Below are 24,935 nucleotides of genomic sequence, written 5' to 3'. Positions count from 1 at the left end.
AAAATCCTGTGAAGCTAGCTTCACAGGATAGTAATTAATTATTTTATAATCTGTCAACCTATTTTAGGACGACTCAATAACTTGAATTTTGCTAATTATAATTAGATGTAGAAACTTCAAAAGTTGAATCTTTTGCAGCCAAATAACGTTCAGCATCTAATGCTGCCATACAGCCAGTTCCAGCCGCTGTAATTGCTTGACGATATACATGATCTGCAGCATCTCCACTAACAAAAACACCTTCTACATTTGTTTTAGATGTACCTGCTTCATTAATAATATATCCCGTTTCATCTAAATTTAAAAAGTCTTTAAAAATATCTGTATTCGGTTTATGTCCAATTGCTACAAAAAATCCTGTTGCAGGAATTTCATGAACTGCATTCGTTTGATTATTCTTAACACGAACACCAGTAACAACTTGTCCATCTCCTAAAACTTCTTCTGTTTCAGTATTAAAAAGAATCTCTATGTTTTCGGTATTCTTTACTCTAGCTGCCATAATTTTAGATGCTCTAAATTCATCACGTCTAACTAACATAGTTACCTTTTTACATAATTTAGATAAGTAATGTGCTTCTTCTGCAGCAGAATCTCCTGCTCCAACAATAACCACTTCTTGATTTCTATAAAAGAAACCATCACAAACTGCACATGCAGAAACACCACCACCAAGTTTTAAATATTTTTGTTCAGATTCTAAACCTAAATATTTTGCACTTGCTCCAGTAGAGATTATTACAGTATCACAATGTATTTCCTTTTCATCATTAACCCACACTTTATGTGTTTCTCCAGAAAAGTCTACTTTAGTAATCCAACCGTTTCTTACATCTGTTTCAAAACGCTCTGCCTGGTTTTGTAATTCCATCATCATTTCTGGTCCAGTAATTCCAGTAGGATAACCAGGAAAATTCTCAACCTCATTAGTTGTTGTTAATTGACCTCCAGGTTGTGTTCCTTGGTATAAAACTGGTTTCATATTTGCTCTGGCTGCATATATAGCAGCAGTATATCCTGCTGGTCCAGATCCTATTATAAGGCATTTTACTTTTTCTATTGTATCAGACATATTGATTTATTTAATACAGCAAAAGTAGTTTTTTTGAAAGAAACCTTACAGTTAAGTTATCAACAGAAATTATAATTCAATAAAGTTTTATTATTCTGAAGAATGAACTAATAAGATGCTAATTACGAATTTTGAAATTTCTTGTTTTTTTCCTTTAAAGCACTTAATCCTTTTTCTAACAAATCAATAAGATCATCTGCTTTGTGACTTGCTTTATTTGCGGCTTTTCCAAATTCTTCATTAAATTTAGCTTTACCTGCTTTAGCTGAAGCTGTAAGATCTTCCTTTAAGACAGAAGCATCTTTTTTAATTACATCTACAACGTTTAAACTTTCATCTTTTATGTATTCTCTAGTTTTACTGCCTTTGTCTGGGGCAAATAAAACGCCTAATGCTGCGCCTACAGCTGTACCAACTATTAATCCTAATGCTATTGTTCCTTTATTAATCATAATTTTTCTTTTAATATTATACTTGTTTATTTAATAAGTCTTACAACTTAACAAATTGTTACAAACAAATTGTATACCAATAATTTACAGCTTAATAATAGGCATAAAAAAAGCTCAGTAAAACTGAGCTTTTAAAGTCGGGGTGGCAGGATTCGAACCTGCGACCTCCGCGTCCCAAACGCGGCGCGATAACCGGGCTACGCTACACCCCGAAATTAGGTTATCTAAAATCTATAAATTGGATAGTCTCAATTTTTAGAGGTGCAAATATAACTTATTTATTAAATACAAAACTATATTTTATTGTAAATTGTAAAAACATTTTTCTTAAACTATGACTATAAGAATCTTATCCCTTTATTTTCTTTTGCTATTCACACTAAATAGCTGTGCTCAAGATAAAAATCCAGTAAATACAAAAAATAGTTTTGAGGTAATAGTTCCAGATTTAAATAATCCTTGGGGATTTACTTTTTTACCTGACAATTCTATTTTAATAAATGAAAAAGAAGGTAAAATTATTCATTTCAAAAATAAAGTAAAAACTGAAATTACTGGGCTTCCAGATATTTATGTTAGAGGGCAAGGTGGATTATTAGATATTACTTTACATCCCAATTATAGCGAAAACGGTTGGATTTATTTCTCTTATGCATCTCCTAAAGGAGAAAACAAAGGAGGCAATACAGCAATTATGCGTGCTAAAATAAAAAACAACACTCTAGTTAATAAGGAACTACTTTATAAGGCAGAACCAAACACTACCAGAGGTCAACATTTTGGATCTCGAATTGTTTTTGATAAAAATGGGTATTTATTTTTCACTATAGGAGAACGTGGACAAAGAGACATTAACCCACAAGATTTAACAAGGGACTGTGGTAAAGTATATAGGTTAAATGATGATGGCACTATTCCAAATGATAATCCTTTTTACAATATTAAAAATGCAAAAAAAGCAATTTGGTCTTATGGGCATAGAAATCCTCAAGGTATGGAACTTCATCCAGAAACTAAAGCAATATGGACTCATGAACATGGACCAAAAGGAGGAGATGAAATTAATATTATAAAAAAAGGAAAGAATTATGGTTGGCCAGTAATTACATATGGTAAAAATTATAGTGGTACTACTATTACCAATGAAACCGCTAAAGAAGGTATGGAACAACCTTTACATTATTGGACGCCTTCTATAGCTCCAAGTGGTATGGCATTTATTTCTTCGAACAAATATGGAGATTGGAAAGGTAATTTATTAGTTGGATCTCTTAAATTTAGTTATTTAGATCGTTGTGTTCTTAAAGATGGTAAAGTAATAAAAGAAGAGCGTTTATTAGATAATATTGGTCGTGTTCGTTCTATTGAACAAGGTCCAGATGGATTTATTTATGTTGGTGTTGAAAACTTAGGAATAGTAAAATTAATTCGCACTTAAAAAAATTAAATATGAAAAAAAATAATTTTGGTTTATTACTATTCCTTTTAGTATTTGCCTGTAATTCTTCAGATAAAAAAACAGCTCAAAATCTAAATTCTCAAGTTCAGGATTTTTCTGAAGGCAAAGCAATTTACGATGACTTTTGTGTTAATTGTCATATGGCAAATGGTGAAGGCGTTCCAAAAGCTTTTCCGCCAATAGCAAAATCAGATTACCTAAAAAATTACAGAAAAGAAAGCATAAAAGGTTTAAAATATGGCATGTCTGGTGAAATAACTGTAAATGGTATAAAATATAATAGTGTTATGGCATCTCAAGGACTAAGTAACAAAGAAATAGCAAATGTAATGAACTACATTACAAATAGTTGGGGCAACACAAATACATCGTTAATAACTGAAGAAGAAGTTTCAAAGGTGGAACGCTAATATTTTGTTTCAAATTCCTAAATTTGTTCGATTAAATTTAATAAAATAAACATGTTAATAATAGGAATCGCAGGAGGAACAGGCTGTGGAAAAACAACAGTTGTAGAACAAATAATGAATGAATTACCAGATGGTGAAGTAGGTATTATTTCTCAAGATTCTTATTATAAAGACACAACAAGGTTATCTTATGAAGAACGTACTAAAATTAATTTTGATCATCCAAAATCTATAGATTTTAAATTGTTACGACAACATTTAACAACATTAAAAGCTGGTAATAGTATAGAACAACCCGTTTATTCTTTTGTAGAACACAACAGAACAAAAGAAACCATTACTACAAAACCAAGAAAAGTAATGATTGTTGAAGGTATTTTAATTTTAAGCAAACCAAAAATACGTGACATGTTCGATATTAAAATTTTTGTTCATGCAGATAGCGATGAACGTTTAATTCGCCGTGTTAGAAGAGATATTGCTGAACGTGGGAGAGATATTAATGAAGTTTTAACACGTTATCAAACAACTTTAAAGCCAATGCATCAACAATTTATTGAACCAATGAAAGAGTATGCAGATTTAATAATACCAAACAATAAATATAATACAGTTGCGGTTGATATAGTACGTACTATTATTAATGAGAAATTAAATTAATGCTAAAATATTTTAAAAATATATTCTTAATTATTTTCATAGCTTTTGCTGTATGGATGTTATTTTTTGATAGTAATTCGCTAATTATTCACAATGAATTGAATAATGAAATTGAAGCTCTAGAAAATGAAAAAGAATATTACAAAAAAGAAATAGTTAAGGATAATAAAGCATTAAAAGAATTACAAAAAGAAGAAGGATTAGAAAAGTTTGCAAGAGAAGAATATTATATGAAACGTGAAAACGAGGATATATATATTATAGAATATCAAGACAGTATTAAAGCAGAAGAGAAAGATGAGTAAGCCACTATTTAAAGATTTTAATACAGTTTCTGCAAAAGCATGGAAACAAAAAATACAGGCTGATCTTAAAGGCGCCGACTATAATAATACACTAATATGGAATACAGCTGAAGATATTAATGTTAAACCATTTTATCATGCAGACGAATTAGAAGATAAATCACTAATAGATATAGTTCCTAATCCATGGCAAATATGCCAATCCATTTTTGTTCAAGACACAACAAAGTCTAACAAAAAAGCTATTGATATAATTGAACGTGGTGCAGAAAGCTTAAAATTTATTATTCCAGATAAAAGCGTTATTATTGAGGAATTATTAAGAAATATAGACACTAAAACTATTCCTGTTTATTTTGAATTACAGTTTTTAGATGCAGAGTATTTTAAAAAAATAACCTCAATAGATGGTGTTTCTCTTTTTACTGATATTATTGGTAATCTAGCCAAATCTGGTAATTGGTATACTAATATAAATAATGACCATCAACAGTTAGAAAAAATTATTAAAACCCCTATAAATACATTAAGTGTAGATTTAAGTTTATATCAAAATGCTGGAGCCACAATAGTTCAACAATTAGCATATAGTTTAGCACACGCTAATGAATATTTAAATCATTTTAATAGTAATTTAAAATCACTAATTACATTTAATGTTTCGATAGGCACAAATTATTTTTTCGAAATTGCGAAACTACGTGCTTTAAGAGAATTATGGAAAACATTAGCTATAGAATATGGTGTAAATCAAAATTGCCATATTATAGCAACGCCAACAAAACGTAATAAAACCCTATACGATTATAATACAAATATGTTACGTACAACTACCGAGTGCATGAGTGCTATTCTTGGAGGTGCAAATACAATATGTAACATACCATACGATGCTATTTATCATAAAGATAATGAGTTTGGTGAGCGCATTTCTAGAAATCAATTGTTAGTTTTAAAACACGAAAGTTATTTTAATGCAGTTGAAAATGCTTCAGATGGTTCATATTATATTGAAAGCCTAACACTTCAATTAGCAGAAAAAGCATTAGATCTTTTTAAAAATATTGAAGAAAACGGTGGTTTTCTTAGTCAATTAAAATCTGGTACTATTCAGAAAAAAATAAAAGAAAGTGCCAATAAAGAACAAGTTGAATTTGATAGCGGAAATATTACATTATTAGGCACTAATAAACACCCTAATGAAAAAGACAGAATGAAAGATGATTTAGAGCTCTTTCCATTCTTAAAAACAAATACTAGAAAAACGCTAATTGAACCTATTTTAGAAAGAAGATTAGCAGAAACCATAGAACAAGACAGATTAAAAACCGAATAAATTAATTTTAAGACAATGAAAACACCAATTTTTAAACTTTTAGTTATTGTATTACTAATTACTTCTTACAGCTGTAAAACGGAACCTTCTATAAACTACAAATTTGAAAATAACTCTAAAACTTTAAATTGTGAGTTAGAAAATGGAAAACTTTATAATGAAGCCGTTCATTCTTTTGAAAATGACATCATTGCTTTTTACGACAAAGACGGTAAAAATAGGATCAAAGCTTATAATGGATTCATAAATAATACATTAAGAAACGGCTTGAAAATAGAAGAAATTGCAAGTAAGCATAGTTTAAGTATAGCATTAGCACTTAAAAAAGAAGCCAAGCTATGGAATACATCTACAAAAGAAACAACTTTAAACTATGCCCACCCATTAGTAGACTGTATTGCAAATAATATAAAAACACAACAATTGAAAGAAACTTTTAATTCTTTATTAGCAACTAACAGTATGCGTAAAAATGTTGTATTACCGTCATTACAAGGTTATTCTAGATCTATACCTACAGATGGTAGCTTAATATCTTTTTTAGCATTTGAATATTATTACCCGCTTGTATCAAACTTAAAAGCTGAAAACTTAAAAACTCAAGTAGTAAATAATAATAAAGTAGATTTTAATAAAACACCTCAAAAACAAGAGATACGTCCAGAAATAATAGAAGAAAAAGATCCTCACGCTGGACATAATCACAATTAATGAAATTCTCAACACCTTTTAAATATATAATAGCACTTGTTTTTTTTACAAGTGTACAATCTTGTATACAAGGTGTAAAAGAAATAAAAAGTTGGATTGAAGCCTCTAATATCGAAGAAGTAGAAGGTAGCTATCACAATTTAAATGAGGATGGTATAAAATTATATTTACCTAGTGTTTTTAAAAAACATTCTTTAAGAGAATATAAAAAAATTGTTGATTCACTAACCTCTAAAGAAGTTTATAACGTTGAAAAAAAACGCCTTAATAACCTTCGTAAATTAGACGGCAACTTCTACATCTTTTTTGATGAAGACACACATTCTACATTTACTTTAAATACAATGCCCTACAACCCAATTTATAGAAGAGACGCTCAATATTTATTAGGTGTAATTAGAAAAAATTATGAGAACAATAATACAAATCCAGATATTATTTCTAGTAAAGTAACAGCTAAGTATAGTGATAAAAATGGACCTCAAGTATTTAAAGCCGTTTTTAAAATTGAAAACAATAAAACAAAAGATTTTAGCTACAACTCTACGTATATTATGTCTTCAAATAAGAAAACAATTTGGATACAAGTAAGTTCTCCCTACGAAAATGGGGTTGATGATTATCTGACAAAATTAATTATGTAATGAGTAGAAAAGACCTTCAACATATAAAAATCAACTCAATAGAAAAAAGCCAAAAGTTAAAAGCTAAAAACAGTTTTACAACGGCAGAAGATATAGAGGTAAAATCAACTTACAACAAAGAAGATTTACAAGACGTAGAGCATATTGGTTTTGTTGCTGGATTAGCACCAAATCTCCGTGGACCATATTCAACAATGTATGTACGTAGACCATGGACTATTAGACAATATGCTGGTTTTTCTACGGCTGAAGAAAGTAATGCATTCTATCGCAGAAATTTAGCTGCTGGACAAAAAGGACTATCTGTTGCTTTCGATTTAGCAACACATCGTGGTTATGATAGTGATCACCAGCGTGTTGTTGGTGATGTTGGAAAAGCTGGAGTTGCTATAGATAGTGTTGAGGATATGAAAGTATTATTTAGCGAAATCCCGTTAGATAAAATGTCTGTTTCTATGACAATGAATGGTGCTGTTTTGCCAATTCTTGCATTCTATATTGTTGCAGCTGAAGAGCAAGGTGTAGCTCCAAAAGATTTAGCGGGCACAATACAAAATGATATTTTAAAAGAGTTTATGGTTAGAAACACTTATATCTATCCTCCAACACCTTCTATGAAAATCATTTCCGATATTTTCGAATACACCAGTAAAAATATGCCAAAATTTAACAGTATTAGTATTTCTGGTTATCATATGCAAGAAGCTGGAGCAACTTGCGATATAGAGCTAGCCTATACACTTGCCGATGGTTTAGAATATATAAAAAAAGGATTAGCGGCTGGCATGGACATTGACACTTTTGCTCCTCGCCTCTCTTTTTTCTGGGCTATAGGCATGAATCATTTTATGGAAATTGCTAAAATGAGAGCTGCAAGAATGCTGTGGGCAAAATTGGTAAAACAATTCAACCCAAAAAATGCAAAATCACTAGCACTTAGAACACATTGTCAAACAAGTGGTTGGAGTTTAACAGAGCAAGATCCTTTTAATAATGTAGCAAGAACAACTATTGAAGCTGCTGCTGCTGCATTTGGTGGCACACAAAGTTTACATACAAATGCATTAGATGAAGCCATAGCATTACCTACAGATTTTTCGGCAAGAATAGCACGTAACACTCAAATATTCTTACAAGAAGAAACTAATATCACTAAAACAGTAGATCCTTGGGCTGGAAGTTATTATGTTGAAAAACTAACTCATGATATTGCTCAAAAAGCTTGGACTTTAATAGAAGAGGTTGAAGAACTTGGCGGCATGACAAAAGCTATAGAAGCTGGTATTCCAAAACTTAGAATAGAAGAAGCAGCTGCTAGAAAACAAGCACGTATAGACTCTGGTCAAGACATTATTGTTGGGGTTAATAAATACGTTTTAGACGAAGAAGATCCATTACATATATTAGAAGTAGACAATCAAACTGTAAGACGTCAACAAATTGAGCGCTTAGACCAAATAAAAGCTAGTCGCAATGCAAAAAAAGTAAAACAAACACTTAATAATTTAACAGAAGGTGCTCAATCTGGTAGCGAAAATTTACTAGCTTTAGCAGTAGAAGCAGCGCGAGAAAGAGCTACTTTAGGAGAAATTAGTGATGCTTTAGAAGTCGTTTTTGGACGTTATAAAGCGCAAATAAAATCATTTTCTGGTGTGTATAGTAAAGAAATAAAAAATGACTCTAACTTTGAAAAAGCAAAGCAATTAGCAGATGAATTTGCTGAACAAGATGGCCGTAGACCACGTATTATGATTGCTAAAATGGGACAGGATGGTCATGATCGAGGTGCTAAGGTAGTAGCTACAGGTTATGCAGATGTTGGTTTTGATGTAGATATTGGTCCTTTATTTCAAACGCCTCAAGAGGCAGCTAAACAAGCTGTTGAAAACGACGTACATGTTTTGGGCGTATCTTCTTTAGCTGCAGGCCATAAAACATTAGTGCCACAAGTTATTGAAGAGTTAAAAAATTATGGCCGCGAAGATATTATGGTTATTGTTGGTGGTGTTATACCAAAACAAGATTACCAATATTTATTTGATGCTGGAGCAGTAGCAGTTTTTGGTCCTGGCACCAAAATTAGTGAAGCTGCTATTACCCTATTGGAAATTTTGATTGATTAAGTAAGTAATTAAGTACCAAGTGAAAAGACTATTATTAATTTTATTCTCCTTATTAATTTGTTTATTTTCTTTTGGCCAAAAAAATGAAATATATTTAAATGACAATTTAATTAAAATCACCAAACCTGAATTTGATAAAAAAACAGATCCACACAAATATTATAATTTGCGTTACGATTTAGACTCATTAATAGCTAATATTAAAGTCCAAAGAATAAAAAAAGGAATACTTTCAAAAAGTAGATTAGATTCTATTAGAAACGATTTATCCGTTATCTCTAATCGAAAAATTAATAATCAAAGTACTTTAGTAATAAATTATTATCATGGTTTAGATAGATGCAATTCAGGACCAAGTACTACTCGCCTTAGAGCTAAATATAAATATTTCACAAGAAAAATAAAAAAACTAGATAACGTAACTAGCTTTTTCATCTATAGAGAAATTGGTGAAGCAAAAAAATATGGCAAACATATAAATTGGTTACATGATAAAACCAAGATAATTGAAAACACGTTTTTCCCTATATCTTATCCTTGTGGAAGTTATGTTATTATAGATCATAATGGAAACTACTATATTAGAAAAGGAGAGTATAACATTGTAAAAGTTATAGACACTATTAAAAATAAAAAAGAAATTTTTTCTACAGCTTCAAATTAAAAACTATAACTAAAAGATGACTAAATTCAATTTACTACTAATTATCATTTTCATTTCTTCATCAATATATTCTCAAGTTGAGAAAAATGTAGAAATAAACATAGACAACCTATCTAAAAAATGGGAAATGGTCGATCTTATCAATTCAAAAAAGACAGCAGAAGAATTGGACGAAATAAAATCTATGTTAGAAGGTACATATATAGAATTTAGAAATGATTCAACATTTACCTTTGGTTTCGTTTTCGATTTAGAAGGCCATTGGGAATTAAAAGAAAATGTGATTTACACAAAAGACAGAAGAGGCGAAAACAAGTGGACAATTTATACTTTAGAGAAAGAAAAGCTTATTGCTTCAAGAAATGAAGCCACTCAAAAAATAATTTTCAAGTCCATAAATAAGATATAAATCACTCTTTTAAATATTTAATCTAATAGTTATATTTTTTTTTAAAAAAATTAGGGTAACAAAACTTTAATTACTGCACTCATATATAAAGCAAGAGTTATTCTTTAGCTTTTAATATAAGTATATTTAAAAAAGTGTTTAAATGTTAAAATTTTTTAAATAATAAATCGTTCTGTAACAGAAACGCTATTTTTAATACTACTATATTAACAAATAAATTAATCAAAAAACTATCATCATTATGAATTTCAAAACAATTAAGAGGTTAATGCTTACAGCATTAATATCTTCATCTATTGCATTTTCTTATGGACAAACAAAAGTCTTAAGTAAAACGCAGAAAACATCAGCTTCTACAGCTAAAAACTCTCCTAAAGTTCCTTTTAATCCTGAAGTAAAAACAGGAACATTAAGTAACGGCCTTAAATACTACATAAAAAATAATGGTAAACCAGAAAACAAGGTAGAATTAAGATTAGTAATAAATGCTGGTTCTATTTTAGAAGACGAAGATCAATTAGGTTTAGCTCACTTTATGGAGCATATGAACTTTAATGGCACAAAAAACTTTAAGAAAAATGAACTTGTAGATTATCTTCAAAGTATAGGTGTTAAGTTTGGAGCACACTTAAATGCTTATACAAGCTTCGATGAAACTGTATATATCCTGCCTATTCCAAGTGAAGATCCTGAAAAACTAGAAAAAGGATTTCAAATTCTAGAAGACTGGGCACACAATGCCTTGCTAACTGAAGAAGAAATAGATAATGAACGTGGTGTTGTATTAGAAGAACTTAGATTAGGTAAAGGTGCTAATGAGCGTATGATGCAGAAGTATTTACCAAAATTAATGTATGGATCTCAATATGCAAAAAGATTACCTATAGGTACAAAAGAAAATCTAGAAACATTTAGTTATGAAAGCCTTAGACGTTTTTATAAAGATTGGTATAGACCAGATTTAATGTCGGTAATGGCTGTTGGAGATGTAGATGTTGCCATTTTAGAAGAAAAAATAAAAACTCACTTTGGCCGCATAGCTCCTGCAAAAAACCCAAGAAAGAGAGAAGTGTTTTATGTTCCAAATCATGATGAAACATTTATAGCTATTGAATCTGATAAAGAAGCAAGCTTCTCTCAAGTTCAAATTATGTTTAAAGACACGGATAATTCAAAAGTTGAAGAAACTATTGAAGACTATAGAAAGTCTATAGTAAAAGGATTATTTTCTCAAATGATTAACAATAGACTTAGTGAATTACGAAATAGCGAAAATCCACCATTTGTATTTGGGTCTAGTTTTTATGGAGGTACGTGGGCTAGAACAAAAAATGCTTACCAATCATTTGCTATGAATAGCGAAAAAGACCATTTAAAAGCCTTAAAAGCCTTACTAGAAGAAAACGAACGTGTTAAACGTTTTGGTTTTCAACAAGGTGAGTTCGAACGTGCAAAAAAGAACATTTTAGCTAGAATGGAAAAGTCTTATAAAGACAAGGATAAAATGGAATCTAATAGAATTATTGGCGAATACGTTAGGAATTTTCTAGAAGGAGAAGTAATGCCAGGAATTACTTGGGAATTCAATATGTATAAAAAAGAATTACCAAACATTAAGCTTGAAGAAGTTAATGGTTTAATAAAAAACTATTTAAGAGACGACAATAGAGTTGTAGTAATTACTGGTCCAGAAAAAGAAGGTTTAACTAAAGTAACAAAAGCAGAAGTTAATGCTTTATTAGATGGTTTAAAAACTGCAGATATAAAACCTTACGAAGATGAAGCAGTCGCTAGTTCTTTAATAACAAAATTACCAGCAAAAGGAAGTATTACAAATACTGTTAAAGATGATAAACTAGGAACCACGACTTTAACATTAAGCAATGGTGCTACTATTACCTATAAAAAGACAGATTTCAAAAATGATGAAATTATGTTTGAAGCTTTTAGTTTTGGAGGTACGTCACTATATTCTGATGCAGACTATAAAAGTGTAGTCTATGCAAATGGAGGACTGGCAGAAGCTGGAGTAAATGGTTTTGACAAAACTCAACTAACTAAAATGTTATCTGGAAAAATAGTCTCTGTAAGACCAAGTATTGGAACATATAGTGAAAACTTTAGAGGCTCAACTACACCAAAAGATTTAGAAGAACTCTTTCAATTAACTCACTTATATTTTACAGCATTAAATAAAGATGATAAAGCATATAATTCTTATGTAAACAAACAAAAAGCGTTTATAGGAAATATGATGGCTAGTCCGCAATTCTACTTTTCTAATGAAATGGGGAAATTTATGTATGGCAAAAACCCTAGATATACAGGCTTCCCAACTGCAGAATCTTTTGATAAAGCAGATTATAATTTAGCATATAAAAAATATAAAGAACGTTTTGCTGATGCCGGTGATTTTAAATTCTACTTTGTAGGAAATATAGACGACTCAAAACTTAAAGCCTATGCAGAAAAGTATATTGCTAGCTTACCATCAAAAAATAGTAAAGAGAATTATAAAACAACAAGTTTTAGACCTTTAACTGGACAACACACTAAAATTGTAGAAAAAGGAAAAGATCCTAAAAGTGCTGTACGAATTACATATCATGGACCAACAACTTATAATGCAAAAGAAGCACATGCACTTCAAAGTCTAGGTGAAATTTTAACCATTAAATTAATTGAAAAACTTAGAGAAGAAGAAGGCGGTGTTTACGGTGCTGGTGCAAGAGGTAGTATAAGTAAAATGCCATATGGTTGGTATAGATTTAATGTAAACTTCCCATGTGGACCTGAAAATGTTGAAAAACTAAAAACCGCTGCTTTAGCAGAAGTAGACAAATTAATAAAAAATGGACCAACAGATAAAGACCTTGCTAAAATTAAAGAGGCGCAAATTCTTGAAAGAAAAGAAAAATTAAAACAAAATCGTTTCTGGATGCGTTTACTTAAAGATGCAGATTATCAAGATAAAGACCCTAATAGTATATTTTCTTATGAAGAAGATGTCAATAACTTAACTAAAGATTATTTACAAGCAATGGCTAAAAAGTATTTAACTAACGGTTATATCTTAGGTATTCATAATCCTGAAAAAGCTTAATAATTTATTATTTTAAAATCATGAAAAGCAGCTATAGATAGCTGCTTTTTCTGTTTTTATAACTGTTAACAACTTCCATTTTTTAAACCCATAAATAATTGTATTTTTACGCTGGACTTGTTTTAACTAAGTTCACTAATAAAACCAAATCATTAATGGGTAAAATCATTGCAATAGCCAATCAAAAAGGAGGTGTTGGAAAAACAACAACATCTGTAAACTTAGCAGCATCTTTAGGTGTACTAGAAAAAAAAGTACTACTAATTGACGCAGATCCTCAAGCCAATTCTACATCTGGTTTAGGGTTAGATGTAGAAGCTGTAGAGATTGGAACCTACCAACTTTTAGAACATGCAAATACAGCTAAAGAAGCTATAGTAAATACTGAAACACCTAATCTAAGTATTATTCCTGCACACATAGATTTAGTAGCCATTGAGATCGAATTAGTAGATAAAGACAATCGTGAGTATATGTTAAAAAAAGCATTAGACTCTATAAAAAACGATTATGATTATATATTAATTGATTGCGCTCCGTCATTAGGTTTATTAACACTTAATGCTTTAACTGCTGCAGACTCGGTAATTATTCCTATACAGTGTGAATATTTTGCATTAGAAGGTCTAGGTAAATTACTAAATACAATTAAAAGTGTACAAAAAGTGCATAATGCAGATTTAGACATAGAAGGTCTTTTATTAACAATGTACGATTCGCGTTTACGCCTTTCTAATCAAGTAGTAGAAGAAGTCCAAAAGCACTTTAATGACATGGTTTTTGAAACCATTATACAACGTAACGTTAAACTAAGCGAAGCTCCTAGTTATGGTGAAAGCATTATAAATTATGATGCTAGTAGTAAAGGTGCTACAAATTACTTAAGTTTGGCAAAAGAAATTATAAATAAAAACTCCTAAAACATGGCGAAGGCAACAAAGAAACAGGCTTTAGGTAGAGGTCTTTCTGCTTTATTGAAAGACCCAAGCAACGATATACAATCTGTTCAGGATAAAAATGCAGATAAAGTTATTGGAAACATTGTAGAATTAGAATTAGGTGCTATTGAAATGAATCCATTTCAACCAAGAACTAATTTTAATGAAGAAACACTTCGTGAATTAGCTTCATCTATTAAAGAATTGGGTGTTATACAACCAATTACCGTAAGAAAATTAGGATTCGACAAATATCAATTAGTATCTGGAGAAAGACGTTTTAGAGCTTCTACCCTTATTGGTTTAGAAACCATCCCTGCTTATATACGTATTGCAAATGATCAAGAAAGCCTAGAAATGGCTTTAGTTGAAAATATTCAACGTCAAGACTTAGATCCTATTGAAATTGCATTATCATACCAGCGCTTAATTGATGAAATACAACTAACACAAGAGCAAATGAGTGAACGTGTTGGTAAAAAGCGTTCTACAATTGCTAATTATTTGCGTTTATTAAAGCTAGATCCTATCATTCAAACCGGTATGAGAGATGGTTTTTTATCTATGGGTCATGGTCGTGCAATCATAAACATAGAAGATCAAACCATTCAATTAGATATTTATGAAAAAATTCTATCTAACAAATTGTCGGTTAGAGAAACAGAAGCTTTAGTAAAAAACTATAATACAACTAATGAAATTGAAATTCCTAAAAAGACAACAGAAGCAGAACTGCCAAAGTTTGTTAAAAAAGGTATAAAAGAAATTTCAGAATACTTCGGACATAAAATAGACGTTAAAGTTTCTAGTAATGGAAAAGGGAAAATCATGATTCCTTTCCATTCTGAAGAAGATTTTAACCGTATTAAAAAGTTAGTGCAAAGTGCTAAATAAAATTCTAATATCTTGTTTATCTCTGTTCTTAAGCCTTTCTGCTTTTGCGCAAGAAGACAAAACAAAGACAGGTACTAAAACCGAAAAAATTGGTGACCTTAATGTTGTTATAGATAGTACAGCACTTAGAGAACCCATAAATCCATTAGATCCAGCAAGAGCTGCCTTCTACTCTGCTGTTTTACCTGGTTTAGGCCAAGCCTATAATAAAAAGTACTGGAAAATACCTATTGTTTATGGTGCACTAGGAGCTGGTGTCTATTTTTATACCTCTAATAATAAAAACTATAAACGTGTAAGAAATGCATATAAGCGTCGTTTAGCAGGTTTTACAGATGATGAGTTTCAAGGTAGACTTACAGATGATGGCTTACTAGAAAGACAAAAGACCTTTAGAAGAAATAAAGAGTTATCACTTTTAATTACTGTTGGTTTGTATGCTTTAAATATAATAGATGCTAATGTAGATGCTCATTTATTGCAATATAATGTAGATGATAATCTATCATTCAAGCCGCATTATAAGATTGATAAATTTGATAGAACAGGAAGTCTTGGTCTAACTATGAATTTAAAATTAGATTAAACATAATTATCTATGAAAATAGCTTTACTTGGTTATGGAAGAATGGGTAAAACAATTGAAGCAATTGCCCTAAAACGTGGCCATGAAATTGTTTTAAAAACTTCAAACACAACAAGCCAAGAGATTTCTATTGCAGATGTTGCCATAGATTTCAGTATTCCATCTGCTGCATACAATAATATCACAAATGCTATAAACAATAATATTCCCGTAATTTCAGGAACTACAGGTTGGTTAGAGCAATATAATGATGTTGTTAATGTGTGTAAAGAAAAACAAGGTGCTTTTATTTATGCCTCTAATTTTAGTTTAGGCGTCAATATTTTTTTCGAACTCAATAAAAACTTGGCAAAAATGATGGCTAATCTAGATACTTATAATATTAATTTAGAAGAAATTCATCACACACAAAAATTAGATGCGCCAAGCGGCACCGCTATATCTTTGGCTAATGATATTATTGAGAATAATAAGAATTATAAGCAATGGAAACTAGACTCTAACGAAGACAATAGCTTACCAATTGTAGCAAAGCGTATAGAAAATGTTCCTGGAACGCATAATATAACTTATAAAAGTGAAGTAGACACAATCGAAATAAAACACACTGCCCATAACAGGGAAGGTTTTGCATTAGGAGCAGTAATTGCTGCAGAATGGATAATTGGTAAAACTGGAATTTTTACTATGAAAGATGTGTTAAATATTGGTTAAGCTTAAATAAATTTGTAACATTTGTTAAAGTTAGATCACAAATAAAAAATATTATAAAATACAGATTATGAACGGTACACAATGGATTATATTTTTCTTCGTCATTCAAGTCATTCATGGCTTAGCTACTTGGAAACTATATGTTAAGGCTGGAAGACAAGCATGGGAAGCTTTTATCCCTGTATACAATGCTGTTATTTTAATGAAAATTATTAGACGCCCATGGTGGTGGACTATCTTATTATTTTTACCAATTGTTAATCTTATTATGTTTCCAGTTATTTGGGTAGAAACTGCTCGCAGTTTTGGTAAAAACTCAAATTTAGATACTTTTTTAGCAATCGTTACTTTAGGTTTTTACAATTTCTATTTAAACTATGCGGCAAAAGATATAAATTATATTGAAGATAGAAGTTTACAACCTAGAACTAGTGCTGGAGATTGGGTAAGCTCTATATTATTTGCAATTGTTGCAGCTACAATAGTACACACTTATTTTATTCAACCTTTTGTAATTCCTTCATCTTCTTTAGAAAAATCTCTTTTAGTAGGTGATTTCTTATTTGTAAGTAAGTTTCATTACGGAGCGAGAGTTCCAATGACAACTGTTGCTTTGCCTATGGTGCATGATTCGATTCCTACTACAAAACAAAAATCATATTTATTTAGTGATAAGTACGAAGAGCGTAAAACATCGCTATTAAACAAATTGCAATTACCATACCTCCGTATTCCTGGTTTTGAAAAAATAGAACGGAATGAAATTGTAGTATTTAATCAGCCAGCAGATACATTGTTGGATATGAATGATTTTACACCAGATAGAAATTATTATAAGCCAATTGACAAGAAAACAAACTTAGTAAAACGTTGCGTTGGAATTGCAGGAGATTCTTTAGAATTAAAGAATGGAATAGTTTATATAAATGGAGAAAAGAATGTTTTACCAGATCGTGCTAAACTTCAATTTTTTTATGAAATAAAGACCAATAAAGACGAGCAGTATTTTAGAAGTAAATATGGTATTACAGAAGATAGCGGTTATGAGGTTTACAGTATTTCTACAAAAAAATGGCAAAAACCTGAGATAAGACAAGCACTTGCCCAAAATAAAAATGTATCCCTAAGTGTTGTCTCTTATGATTCTATAACTACAAAATTAAGAGGCGTTTTAACTCGTAAAGTTTATGATGCGCTTAAAATGAGCGTAGACGAAATAGTATATACTGCTAATATGACTGAAGAATTAGCAGAAAAAGTATCTAAAGATCCAGCTGTAAAAGCTATTGAGAAAAATATTTCTAAAAATTCTAATCCGCGTTTATTTCCTCAAGATTTAGAATATAGATATTCTACTGAGAATTTTGGACCGATTTATATTCCTGAAGCTGGAAAAACTATAGACTTAACTATTGATGTTCTACCTCTATACAAACGTATTATTCGCGAATATGAAGGTAATAAATTAACGACAAGAGGCAATCAAATTTTAATTAATGATGAAGTAGTTACTAATTACACCTTTAAACAAGATTATTATTGGATGATGGGAGATAATAGACAAAACTCTATTGACTCTAGGTTTTGGGGATTTGTACCATTTAATCATGTTGTAGGAAAACCTGTTATGGTATGGATGAGTTGGGATAATAATGCAAGTGGTTTCAATAAAATACGCTGGAATAGATTGTTTACTACTGTTCATGGTAGTGGTAAACCTGTATCTTACCTTATTCCTGTACTTTTATTAATTGCTGGGCTAATTGGTTATAATAAGTTTAAAAAGCGTAAGCAGAAAGCTTAAAATCTATTACTATTATTTTTAAGAATTTGTTTACTTGTTTATATGTTTAATGATTTGAGAAATTAGGAGACAAACAAATAACCTCATTAACAAATGAACATATTACTACATCCAACTTATTTTCCAAATATAGCAACCTTTATTGCTATTGCTAAAGCAGATAAAATAGTTTTTGAAGTAAATGATAATTATCAAAAACAAACTTATAGAAATAGAAGCTATATCTATGCCGCTAATGGAAAGTTACAATTAAGCATTCCTGTTATTTTCACTCAAAAAAACAGGCAAAAGTATAAAGACGTATGTATAGCAAACGACTATAAATGGCAAGATCTACATTGGAAATCTTTAGAATCTGCCTATAGAACATCTCCTTTTTTTGAATTTTATTGCGACGAATTAGAGCCTCTTTTTAAAACACCTTTTAACTCTATTTTAGAATTTAATTTAAAATGTTTTGAAACTATTTGTGAATTTTTACAAATCGATACATCTATAGAAACAACTGTTATTTACGAAAAAGAGCCTAAAAATAGTATTGATTACCGTTTTCTTGTTAATGCAAAAAAAGAGACTCCAATAGCTGTAGAACCTTATACTCAAGTTTTTAATACTAAGCATGGATTTATAAACAACCTTAGCATACTAGACTTGCTTTTTAATGAAGGTACAAACGCACTTAATTATTTACAATCTCAAGATTTACCATAATGATACAGCCAATTATTCATTATGGTATCCATTATATTTTACCTTTAATTCTTGCACTAATATTTTTTAATAAAAATTGGGGAAAGGCATATCTAATAATGCTTTTAGGCTTATTAATAGATTTAGACCACTTACTAGCAACTCCAATTTTTGAGAGTAATCGCTGTAGTATTAACTTTCATCCTTTACATAGTTATTATGCTATAGCTGTATATCTTTTACTTTTAATTCCAAAAAAAACACGACTGGTTGGTTTAGGTTTAGTAATACACATTATAGCCGATAGTGTAGACTGTTTAATGATGTAGCTATTTCTCAAGACTTATTTTTGTCATTACTGGATAATGATCAGAAAACTCAACATCATAAGTTTTAAAACTATTAATTTTAAAAACAGGGTCTGTAAATATAAAATCAATACGCATTGGGAAAAACTTGAAGTTATATGTTCTTCCAAATCCATTTCCAGCGGCTTTAAAAGTATCTTTTAAATCACCTTTTATTTCTTTATAGATGTATGAAAATGCCGTATTATTTAAGTCTCCAGAAATAATCATTTTATAATTACAACTACGTTTATGAAGTAAAAATAACTCGGTTTGAAATTGTTGCATTTTAAAGGTTTTTCCAATACCTATAAATAGCTTTTCAGATTCTTTAGTCGTAAGCTGCTCAACATTAGTATTAATACGCAGTGATTGTAAATGTACATTATAAACTCTAATGGTATCTTTTCCTTTTACAACATCTGCAAAAATAGCATTATTACCAGTTTCTGGAAAAGCAATAGAACCAGAATTAACTATTGGGAATTTTGAAAAAATAGCCTGGCCATATTTTACTTTTTTCCCAGATAGTTTTTCATATTTATACTCATAGAAAGATAAGTCTACATTTTTATGCGGGTGATATTCCTGCATAGCAAGTATATCTGGCGATTCTCTTTTTATAAAATCTACTAATTGTGTCTCGGTGTTATTTTCAGGAATCCATTTATAGAGATTAAACAATCTTACATTATAATTCATTATAGAAATATTACCATCACTTTCTATAGTCTTACTTTCAGAAAATTTATATAAAGAGCCAAAAGACATGTAGCCTATCACTAGCACCAGAAGAGATAATAGCATTTGTTTCTTTATTCTAACTAACCAATACAAGAAAAAAATAGCATTTATAATAATTAGAAAAGGTACACCTAATCCTAATACAGATAAAGCTGAAAATGTTTTTGGAGGTAAAAATGGAAGAATATAAGATAATAAGAGTATGAATGCCGCAACCGAGTTGAAGAAGAATATTATTTTCCCAAAAAACTTCAGTTTTTTCATATCTATTTGCCTGCTCTAAATAAAAAATCTTTCTCTTTTGCTGTTAAACTTTCATAGCCACTTTTACTAATCTTATCTAAAATAACATCTATTTGTTTCTGTTTATTTAACTCGTTAAATTCTCCTTTAGTATAACCACCAACCTTAGATTTATCTTTATATACTGTTTTAAGCTTACTCTTTTTACTAGGCTTAAACCAACTAGAAACAGCGTCTGCAGAGCGTTCAAATCCTTTTCCTATATCATTCCCTTTAACTATTTGCTTTGCATATATATAACCAAGTAAAGCACCTCCTAAATGTGCTAAATTGCCACCGCCATTAGTTCCAAAAACGCCAAGAACATCAATCCCTATTAATACAGCTCCAATGTGCCAAATTTTAATATTAAAGGTAAAAAATTTGATCTCATTATTAGGAATATAAGCGCATAAGAAAATAAACAATGCTCTTACAGCAGCGCTTGCGCCTACTAATGGAAAAAAGCTTTTAGAGAAAAAACTTGGAAAAAGATTATAAAACAACAAAAAGGTTAAACCTCCAGCTATAGCTCCAAGAAAATAAATATTTAAAGCCATTTTAGAGCTTAGCAAGTTTAGAAAAATACGCGAACAGATATACAGCCATAGCATATTAAATAATAAGTGGAAAGGTCCATAATGCAAGAAAGCATAACTTATTATACTCCAAGGCTGTAATAGTGCATCATAAAAATCTGGAGGCAATTCTAGATATCTAAATAATACAGGAACAATAGGTTTAAAAATTAATGCCAAAACAAAGATTATAACATTAATTGCTATAAGCTTCTCTAATACATTAAGTTTATTGTATTTATATTTTAAGCTATCTAATTGACTCATTTAGTACTGACGATGTATTTTAAATTGATTTTTTTTCCAATACCACATAATAATAAAACCAATTACTGCACCTCCAACATGAGCCATATATGCAGTATTACTTGGGCTAAAAAATGATTGACCAGTTATAGCTGAAATAATATCTAATGCAATTATACCTGGAATAAAGTATTTTGCTTTTATAGGAATAGGCAAGAAGATAAGCATTAATTCTGCTTCTGGATTTAACATTCCAAAAGCAACTAATACGCCCATAATACAACCAGATGCGCCAACCATGGAAGCATTAAAAACTCTTAAGAAATCTATTAATCCTTCACCTTGAAAAAACTGATCCCAACGTGTATCCCTCATTCCTGCGCCAGAATTTAATGTTTCTAATATTTGATTTGCCTCAAAGCCTGCATCTGTAAGGATATTAAAACCTGAATAGAAATTAAAATAATAATACCCCAATTGAAATAATACAGCTCCTAAACCAGCAGAAAAATATAGAAACAGAAATTTTTTACTCCCTAAACGTTGCTCTACTGCAGTACCAAACATCCAAAGTGCAAACATATTAAATAGCAAATGGGTAAAACCGCCATGCATAAACATATGCGTTCCTATTTGCCAAAATTGAAAGTTTTGATTTTTAGGAAAATATAAAGCTAACCATTGGTATAGCAATTCACCACCACCAATAGCCATGGTTGCTAAAAACATTATTGCATTTATAATTATTAAATGCTTTACTGTATCTGTTATCTTCATCATACCTTATACAAACTTTTTATCTAGTTCATCAACCGTCATGGTTATAAAAGTGGCTCTATTTACTGGAGACACATTTGGTTCTTTACAAGCAAAAAGAGAATTCACTAAATGTTCTTGTTCAACAGTAGTTAAGCTTTGTCCCGTTTTTATAGCTAAACTTTTAGCCATAGACTTAGCAAGTAAATCTGTAGCGCTAAAATGACTATCTGGCACTTCGTTTTCTACGTCACTTATTAATTGTTCTAAAATAATAGAGACCTCACTTTCTGGAACCATGACTGGAACTCCAGTAATCTCTATCTTTTCTTTTTCTAACGTTTGAAACACAAAACCTGTATGCTCTAAATCGTTTTTTAATTCTTTAATAATTTCAATTTCTTGAGGCGAAAAATGAAGTTCTAGAGGAAATAATAATTGCTGGCTCATGCCTTCTTTTACGGTAATATGCTTTAAGAAGTCTTCATATAAAACACGTTGATGTGCTCTATTTTGATCTATTAATAGCAATCCAGACTTTATAGTACTCACAATATATTTATTATGAAATTGATACGTACTTTGCTTCTGCTCTATTGCGTTAATATCACTAAAAACAGAAGTATTCTCTTGTTCACTTTCAAAATGTACTTCTCCAAAATCTTGTTGAGACGTATTCCCTTTACTTTCTAAACCAACATATAAACTTTCCCAATTCGCTGTTGGTTCTTTTTTATAGCTTACAGTATTAGTAGTATTGCCTTTGCTTATTTTTTCATCTGCAAAAGGGTTAAAATTACTATCTACAGTAACACTAGGCGTTCCTTTTTGTTGATAGCTATATGGTGTATCTAAATTGGCATCACGCTCAAAGTCTAACACTGGTGCAATATTAAATTGCCCTAAACTGTGTTTTACTGCCGAACGTAAAATAGCATATAATGTATGCTCATCATCAAACTTAATCTCAGTTTTCGTTGGGTGAATATTAATATCTATCGTTTGAGGGTTTACCGTTAAATTTAAAAAATAACTGGCATGCGCACCATCTTTTAACAACCCTTCAAAAGCAGAGCCTATGGCATGGTTTAAATAAGCACTTTTTATAAAACGATTGTTAACAAAAAAGAATTGTTCTCCTCTCGTTTTCTTAGCAAATTCTGGCTTACCTACAAATCCAGAAATTTTTAAAACCTCTGTATCTTCATCTACAGGAACTAATCTTTCATTCGTTTTATTACCAAATATATTAACAATACGTTGCCTATAGTTACTAATTGGTAAATTAAAAGATTCGCTCCCATTATGAAACATAACAAAGCCTATATTTGGATGCGCTAAAGCAACACGATGAAATTCATCAATAATATGACGCGTTTCTACTGCATTAGATTTTAAAAAGTTACGTCTCGCAGGAATATTAAAGAATAAGTTCTTTACAGCTATTGATGTTCCTTTTGGAGTTACTACAACATCTTGAGATTTAACATCACTACCTTCTATAACCAATGTGGTACCAACCTCGTCTTGTTCTTGTTTAGTTTTTAACTCTACATGTGCAATAGCAGCTATACTAGCTAAAGCTTCGCCTCGAAACCCTTTTGTATTTAATTGAAATAAATCATCAGCAGTGCGTATTTTAGAAGTTGCATGTCGCTCGAAACTTAATCTAGCATCTGTAACACTCATACCTTTACCATCATCAATAACTTGGATTAAGGTTTTACCTGCATCTTTAATAATAAGTTTTATATTTTGAGAACCAGCATCTATAGCGTTTTCAAGTAACTCTTTAACAACAGAAGCTGGACGTTGCACAACTTCTCCTGCTGCAATTTGGTTAGCAACATGATCTGGTAATAACTGAATAATATCTGCCATTTACTACTTAAAAAAATATACTAAGATCGAAATCTATTAAAAAAAGAAAAAATAAAACTAATACTGCTATTATTATCAAAACACGTTTATTAACAGTTGTATTATTATTAGTTTTAGACTCTTCAAGCGCTTTAAGCAACCGTTGTTTTATATTACCTCCAGACTCAAGAGTAGTACGATGCTCATCGAACTTTTGTTTCATTTGAAACGGGCTACCTTCACCTTCGTAGAATCTAGGTTTATAATTGTAGCGCTTATTTTGTCTTAATTTCATAAATCCCATAACAACTATCTTAATTTAGTTTCTAAATAGTACATTACTGCAATAACCAAGCCTAAAATAATAAGTAATATTGGTAAGGTTGATCTTTTAGGTTTTCTTTTGTTTTTGAATGCTCGGGATACTGACGAATCTTCAGGTCTTGTTCTTTCTGACTCTGAAAATCTTGGCTTATAATTAAAGCTTTTGTTTTTACGCGGTTTGAGCATGTGTTATCACTAATTGAAATACACTCAAAAATACTGAAAATACGATAGAATTAACCGTAGTAAATACTAAAAATTGTTAACAAATACTAGATAGTACAATAAGAACTGTTCTATTATGTCTATGCTTAAAAAAATTACTGCTTATTTAGAAAAGCCATTTTAATTGCTGCTACAGCAGCTTCAGTGCCCTTATTCCCATGTATTCCACCAGATCGCTCAATAGCTTGCTGTTGGTTATTATCTGTTAATACACAAAAAATAACGGGAATATCATGCAGTACATTTAAATCTTTAATGCCTTGAGATACACCTTCGCATACAAAATCAAAATGTTTTGTTTCCCCTTGTATAACAGAACCTATAGCAATAACAGCATCTACATTTTGTTGTTGCATTTTTTTACTACCATAAATAAGTTCGTAGCTTCCCGGCACATTCCATCTTATAATGTTCTCTTTAGCTACATTATTTTCTAACAAGGTTTCGTAAGCACCTTTATACAAGCCTTCGGTTATGTTATCGTTCCATTCTGAAACAACAATCCCAAACCGATAATTACTCGCGTTTGGGATTGATGCTTTATCATATTCTGATAAATTATTATTTACTGTTGCCATAATGGGTCATTTCCGCTAAAG

26 protein-coding genes and 1 tRNA gene are annotated in these 24,935 nt (G+C 30.5%); 18 read left to right on the top strand and 9 right to left on the bottom strand.

The genetic code is table 11. The features are described from left to right. Nucleotides 1-91 precede the first annotated feature (91 nt). The 3 genes from trxB to Q0997_RS16230 all read right to left on the bottom strand — a co-directional run bounded on the left by trxB (nt 92) and on the right by Q0997_RS16230 (nt 1,736). Complete coding sequence (gene trxB / locus Q0997_RS16240) at nt 92-1,072, bottom strand: thioredoxin-disulfide reductase (RefSeq protein WP_299890690.1); 981 nt, start codon at nt 1,070-1,072, stop codon at nt 92-94. 122 nt (nt 1,073-1,194) lie between these two features. Beyond that, nucleotides 1,195-1,524: a YtxH domain-containing protein gene (locus Q0997_RS16235; RefSeq protein ID WP_299890688.1), complete on the bottom strand. Its 330-nt coding sequence runs from the start codon at nt 1,522-1,524 to the stop codon at nt 1,195-1,197. A gap of 137 nt (nt 1,525-1,661) precedes the next feature. Then, nucleotides 1,662-1,736: transfer RNA gene (locus Q0997_RS16230), tRNA-Pro, on the bottom strand. Between the two features lie 122 nt (nt 1,737-1,858). Between Q0997_RS16230 and Q0997_RS16225 the strand changes: the two genes are divergently transcribed. From Q0997_RS16225 to Q0997_RS16140, 18 genes are all read left to right on the top strand, one after another. Then, entirely contained in the window at nt 1,859-2,962 is a 1,104-nt protein-coding gene (locus Q0997_RS16225; protein ID WP_299890687.1) for a PQQ-dependent sugar dehydrogenase, read from the top strand. Nucleotides 2,963-2,973: 11 nt separating this feature from the next. Continuing rightward, the gene (locus Q0997_RS16220) at nt 2,974-3,393 is read left to right on the top strand and encodes a cytochrome c (RefSeq protein WP_299890685.1); all 420 of its coding nucleotides are present in this window, start codon (nt 2,974-2,976) and stop codon (nt 3,391-3,393) included. A gap of 51 nt (nt 3,394-3,444) precedes the next feature. Then, complete coding sequence (gene udk, locus Q0997_RS16215) at nt 3,445-4,053, top strand: uridine kinase (RefSeq protein WP_299890684.1); 609 nt, start codon at nt 3,445-3,447, stop codon at nt 4,051-4,053. After that, a complete protein-coding gene (locus Q0997_RS16210) occupies nt 4,053-4,358 on the top strand; it encodes a septum formation initiator family protein (protein ID WP_299890682.1) in 306 nt (101 codons plus the stop codon). The genes udk and Q0997_RS16210 overlap by 1 nt, the downstream gene beginning before the upstream one ends. Beyond that, the gene (locus tag Q0997_RS16205; protein ID WP_299890681.1) at nt 4,351-5,694 is read left to right on the top strand and encodes a methylmalonyl-CoA mutase subunit beta; all 1,344 of its coding nucleotides are present in this window, start codon (nt 4,351-4,353) and stop codon (nt 5,692-5,694) included. Before Q0997_RS16210 ends, Q0997_RS16205 begins: the two co-directional genes overlap by 8 nt. A gap of 15 nt (nt 5,695-5,709) precedes the next feature. After that, entirely contained in the window at nt 5,710-6,405 is a 696-nt protein-coding gene (locus Q0997_RS16200; RefSeq protein ID WP_299890679.1) for a hypothetical protein, read from the top strand. Continuing rightward, on the top strand, nt 6,405-7,049 hold the full coding sequence (locus tag Q0997_RS16195) for a hypothetical protein (RefSeq protein WP_299890677.1): 645 nt from the start codon (nt 6,405-6,407) through the stop codon (nt 7,047-7,049). The genes Q0997_RS16200 and Q0997_RS16195 overlap by 1 nt, the downstream gene beginning before the upstream one ends. Further along, nucleotides 7,049-9,172, top strand: a complete 2,124-nt coding sequence (gene scpA / locus Q0997_RS16190; protein ID WP_299890675.1) for a methylmalonyl-CoA mutase — start codon at nt 7,049-7,051, stop codon at nt 9,170-9,172. The genes Q0997_RS16195 and scpA overlap by 1 nt, the downstream gene beginning before the upstream one ends. 19 nt (nt 9,173-9,191) lie before the next feature. Continuing rightward, complete coding sequence (locus Q0997_RS16185; protein ID WP_299890673.1) at nt 9,192-9,836, top strand: hypothetical protein; 645 nt, start codon at nt 9,192-9,194, stop codon at nt 9,834-9,836. A 16-nt stretch (nt 9,837-9,852) separates the two neighbouring features. After that, nucleotides 9,853-10,245, top strand: a complete 393-nt coding sequence (locus Q0997_RS16180) for a hypothetical protein (protein ID WP_299890671.1) — start codon at nt 9,853-9,855, stop codon at nt 10,243-10,245. A 241-nt stretch (nt 10,246-10,486) separates the two neighbouring features. Then, entirely contained in the window at nt 10,487-13,348 is a 2,862-nt protein-coding gene (locus tag Q0997_RS16175; RefSeq protein WP_299890669.1) for a pitrilysin family protein, read from the top strand. 155 nt (nt 13,349-13,503) lie between these two features. After that, nucleotides 13,504-14,268, top strand: a complete 765-nt coding sequence (locus Q0997_RS16170; RefSeq protein ID WP_299890667.1) for an AAA family ATPase — start codon at nt 13,504-13,506, stop codon at nt 14,266-14,268. A gap of 3 nt (nt 14,269-14,271) precedes the next feature. Further along, a complete protein-coding gene (locus tag Q0997_RS16165) occupies nt 14,272-15,180 on the top strand; it encodes a ParB/RepB/Spo0J family partition protein (protein WP_299890665.1) in 909 nt (302 codons plus the stop codon). Beyond that, nucleotides 15,170-15,766, top strand: a complete 597-nt coding sequence (locus tag Q0997_RS16160; protein WP_299890663.1) for a DUF5683 domain-containing protein — start codon at nt 15,170-15,172, stop codon at nt 15,764-15,766. Before Q0997_RS16165 ends, Q0997_RS16160 begins: the two co-directional genes overlap by 11 nt. Before the next feature lie 12 nt (nt 15,767-15,778). After that, entirely contained in the window at nt 15,779-16,480 is a 702-nt protein-coding gene (dapB, locus tag Q0997_RS16155; RefSeq protein ID WP_299890661.1) for a 4-hydroxy-tetrahydrodipicolinate reductase, read from the top strand. 67 nt (nt 16,481-16,547) lie between these two features. Further along, nucleotides 16,548-18,284, top strand: coding sequence for a signal peptidase I (lepB, locus tag Q0997_RS16150; RefSeq protein ID WP_299890659.1), 1,737 nt, complete (start codon nt 16,548-16,550; stop codon nt 18,282-18,284). Nucleotides 18,285-18,377: 93 nt separating this feature from the next. Next, complete coding sequence (locus Q0997_RS16145) at nt 18,378-18,995, top strand: WbqC family protein (protein ID WP_299890657.1); 618 nt, start codon at nt 18,378-18,380, stop codon at nt 18,993-18,995. Then, on the top strand, nt 18,995-19,303 hold the full coding sequence (locus Q0997_RS16140) for a DUF6122 family protein (RefSeq protein WP_299890655.1): 309 nt from the start codon (nt 18,995-18,997) through the stop codon (nt 19,301-19,303). The genes Q0997_RS16145 and Q0997_RS16140 overlap by 1 nt, the downstream gene beginning before the upstream one ends. Here Q0997_RS16140 and Q0997_RS16135 read toward each other — a convergent pair whose 3' ends face one another. The 6 genes from Q0997_RS16135 to ribH all read right to left on the bottom strand — a co-directional run bounded on the left by Q0997_RS16135 (nt 19,304) and on the right by ribH (nt 24,914). Then, nucleotides 19,304-20,329 carry an endonuclease/exonuclease/phosphatase family protein gene (locus tag Q0997_RS16135; RefSeq protein WP_299890653.1) on the bottom strand — a complete coding sequence of 342 codons (1,026 nt, stop codon included), beginning with the start codon at nt 20,327-20,329 and terminating at the stop codon, nt 19,304-19,306. Nucleotides 20,330-20,331: 2 nt separating this feature from the next. Next, nucleotides 20,332-21,192: a rhomboid family intramembrane serine protease gene (locus tag Q0997_RS16130; protein ID WP_299890651.1), complete on the bottom strand. Its 861-nt coding sequence runs from the start codon at nt 21,190-21,192 to the stop codon at nt 20,332-20,334. Next, complete coding sequence (locus tag Q0997_RS16125; RefSeq protein ID WP_299890649.1) at nt 21,193-21,951, bottom strand: rhomboid family intramembrane serine protease; 759 nt, start codon at nt 21,949-21,951, stop codon at nt 21,193-21,195. Nucleotides 21,952-21,954: 3 nt separating this feature from the next. Further along, nucleotides 21,955-23,808 carry a DNA mismatch repair endonuclease MutL gene (gene mutL / locus Q0997_RS16120; RefSeq protein ID WP_299890648.1) on the bottom strand — a complete coding sequence of 618 codons (1,854 nt, stop codon included), beginning with the start codon at nt 23,806-23,808 and terminating at the stop codon, nt 21,955-21,957. A gap of 7 nt (nt 23,809-23,815) precedes the next feature. Next, entirely contained in the window at nt 23,816-24,091 is a 276-nt protein-coding gene (locus Q0997_RS16115) for a riboflavin synthase subunit beta (RefSeq protein ID WP_299890646.1), read from the bottom strand. Between the two features lie 340 nt (nt 24,092-24,431). Further along, nucleotides 24,432-24,914, bottom strand: coding sequence for a 6,7-dimethyl-8-ribityllumazine synthase (gene ribH, locus Q0997_RS16110; RefSeq protein ID WP_299890644.1), 483 nt, complete (start codon nt 24,912-24,914; stop codon nt 24,432-24,434). Nucleotides 24,915-24,935: the final 21 nt, after the last annotated feature.

The organism is uncultured Lacinutrix sp. (assembly GCF_947500325.1).
Lineage (GTDB): Bacteria > Bacteroidota > Bacteroidia > Flavobacteriales > Flavobacteriaceae > Lacinutrix.
The sequence above is the reverse complement of the archived record's forward strand: the minus strand, read 5'-3'. Positions and strand labels throughout refer to the sequence as shown.

Bases quoted from the DNA above. Each gene is read 5' to 3' on its own strand.
- trxB (WP_299890690.1), bottom strand. From the start codon at position 1,072: ATGTCTGATACAATAGAAAAAGTAAAATGCCTTATAATAGGATCTGGA.
- Q0997_RS16235 (WP_299890688.1), bottom strand. From the start codon at position 1,524: ATGATTAATAAAGGAACAATAGCATTAGGATTAATAGTTGGTACAGCT.
- Q0997_RS16225 (WP_299890687.1), top strand. From the start codon at position 1,859: ATGACTATAAGAATCTTATCCCTTTATTTTCTTTTGCTATTCACACTA.
- Q0997_RS16220 (WP_299890685.1), top strand. From the start codon at position 2,974: ATGAAAAAAAATAATTTTGGTTTATTACTATTCCTTTTAGTATTTGCC.
- udk (WP_299890684.1), top strand. From the start codon at position 3,445: ATGTTAATAATAGGAATCGCAGGAGGAACAGGCTGTGGAAAAACAACA.
- Q0997_RS16210 (WP_299890682.1), top strand. From the start codon at position 4,053: ATGCTAAAATATTTTAAAAATATATTCTTAATTATTTTCATAGCTTTT.
- Q0997_RS16205 (WP_299890681.1), top strand. From the start codon at position 4,351: ATGAGTAAGCCACTATTTAAAGATTTTAATACAGTTTCTGCAAAAGCA.
- Q0997_RS16200 (WP_299890679.1), top strand. From the start codon at position 5,710: ATGAAAACACCAATTTTTAAACTTTTAGTTATTGTATTACTAATTACT.
- Q0997_RS16195 (WP_299890677.1), top strand. From the start codon at position 6,405: ATGAAATTCTCAACACCTTTTAAATATATAATAGCACTTGTTTTTTTT.
- scpA (WP_299890675.1), top strand. From the start codon at position 7,049: ATGAGTAGAAAAGACCTTCAACATATAAAAATCAACTCAATAGAAAAA.
- Q0997_RS16180 (WP_299890671.1), top strand. From the start codon at position 9,853: ATGACTAAATTCAATTTACTACTAATTATCATTTTCATTTCTTCATCA.
- Q0997_RS16175 (WP_299890669.1), top strand. From the start codon at position 10,487: ATGAATTTCAAAACAATTAAGAGGTTAATGCTTACAGCATTAATATCT.
- Q0997_RS16170 (WP_299890667.1), top strand. From the start codon at position 13,504: ATGGGTAAAATCATTGCAATAGCCAATCAAAAAGGAGGTGTTGGAAAA.
- Q0997_RS16165 (WP_299890665.1), top strand. From the start codon at position 14,272: ATGGCGAAGGCAACAAAGAAACAGGCTTTAGGTAGAGGTCTTTCTGCT.
- dapB (WP_299890661.1), top strand. From the start codon at position 15,779: ATGAAAATAGCTTTACTTGGTTATGGAAGAATGGGTAAAACAATTGAA.
- lepB (WP_299890659.1), top strand. From the start codon at position 16,548: ATGAACGGTACACAATGGATTATATTTTTCTTCGTCATTCAAGTCATT.
- Q0997_RS16145 (WP_299890657.1), top strand. From the start codon at position 18,378: ATGAACATATTACTACATCCAACTTATTTTCCAAATATAGCAACCTTT.
- Q0997_RS16140 (WP_299890655.1), top strand. From the start codon at position 18,995: ATGATACAGCCAATTATTCATTATGGTATCCATTATATTTTACCTTTA.
- Q0997_RS16135 (WP_299890653.1), bottom strand. From the start codon at position 20,329: ATGAAAAAACTGAAGTTTTTTGGGAAAATAATATTCTTCTTCAACTCG.
- Q0997_RS16130 (WP_299890651.1), bottom strand. From the start codon at position 21,192: ATGAGTCAATTAGATAGCTTAAAATATAAATACAATAAACTTAATGTA.
- Q0997_RS16125 (WP_299890649.1), bottom strand. From the start codon at position 21,951: ATGATGAAGATAACAGATACAGTAAAGCATTTAATAATTATAAATGCA.
- mutL (WP_299890648.1), bottom strand. From the start codon at position 23,808: ATGGCAGATATTATTCAGTTATTACCAGATCATGTTGCTAACCAAATT.
- Q0997_RS16115 (WP_299890646.1), bottom strand. From the start codon at position 24,091: ATGGGATTTATGAAATTAAGACAAAATAAGCGCTACAATTATAAACCT.
- ribH (WP_299890644.1), bottom strand. From the start codon at position 24,914: ATGGCAACAGTAAATAATAATTTATCAGAATATGATAAAGCATCAATC.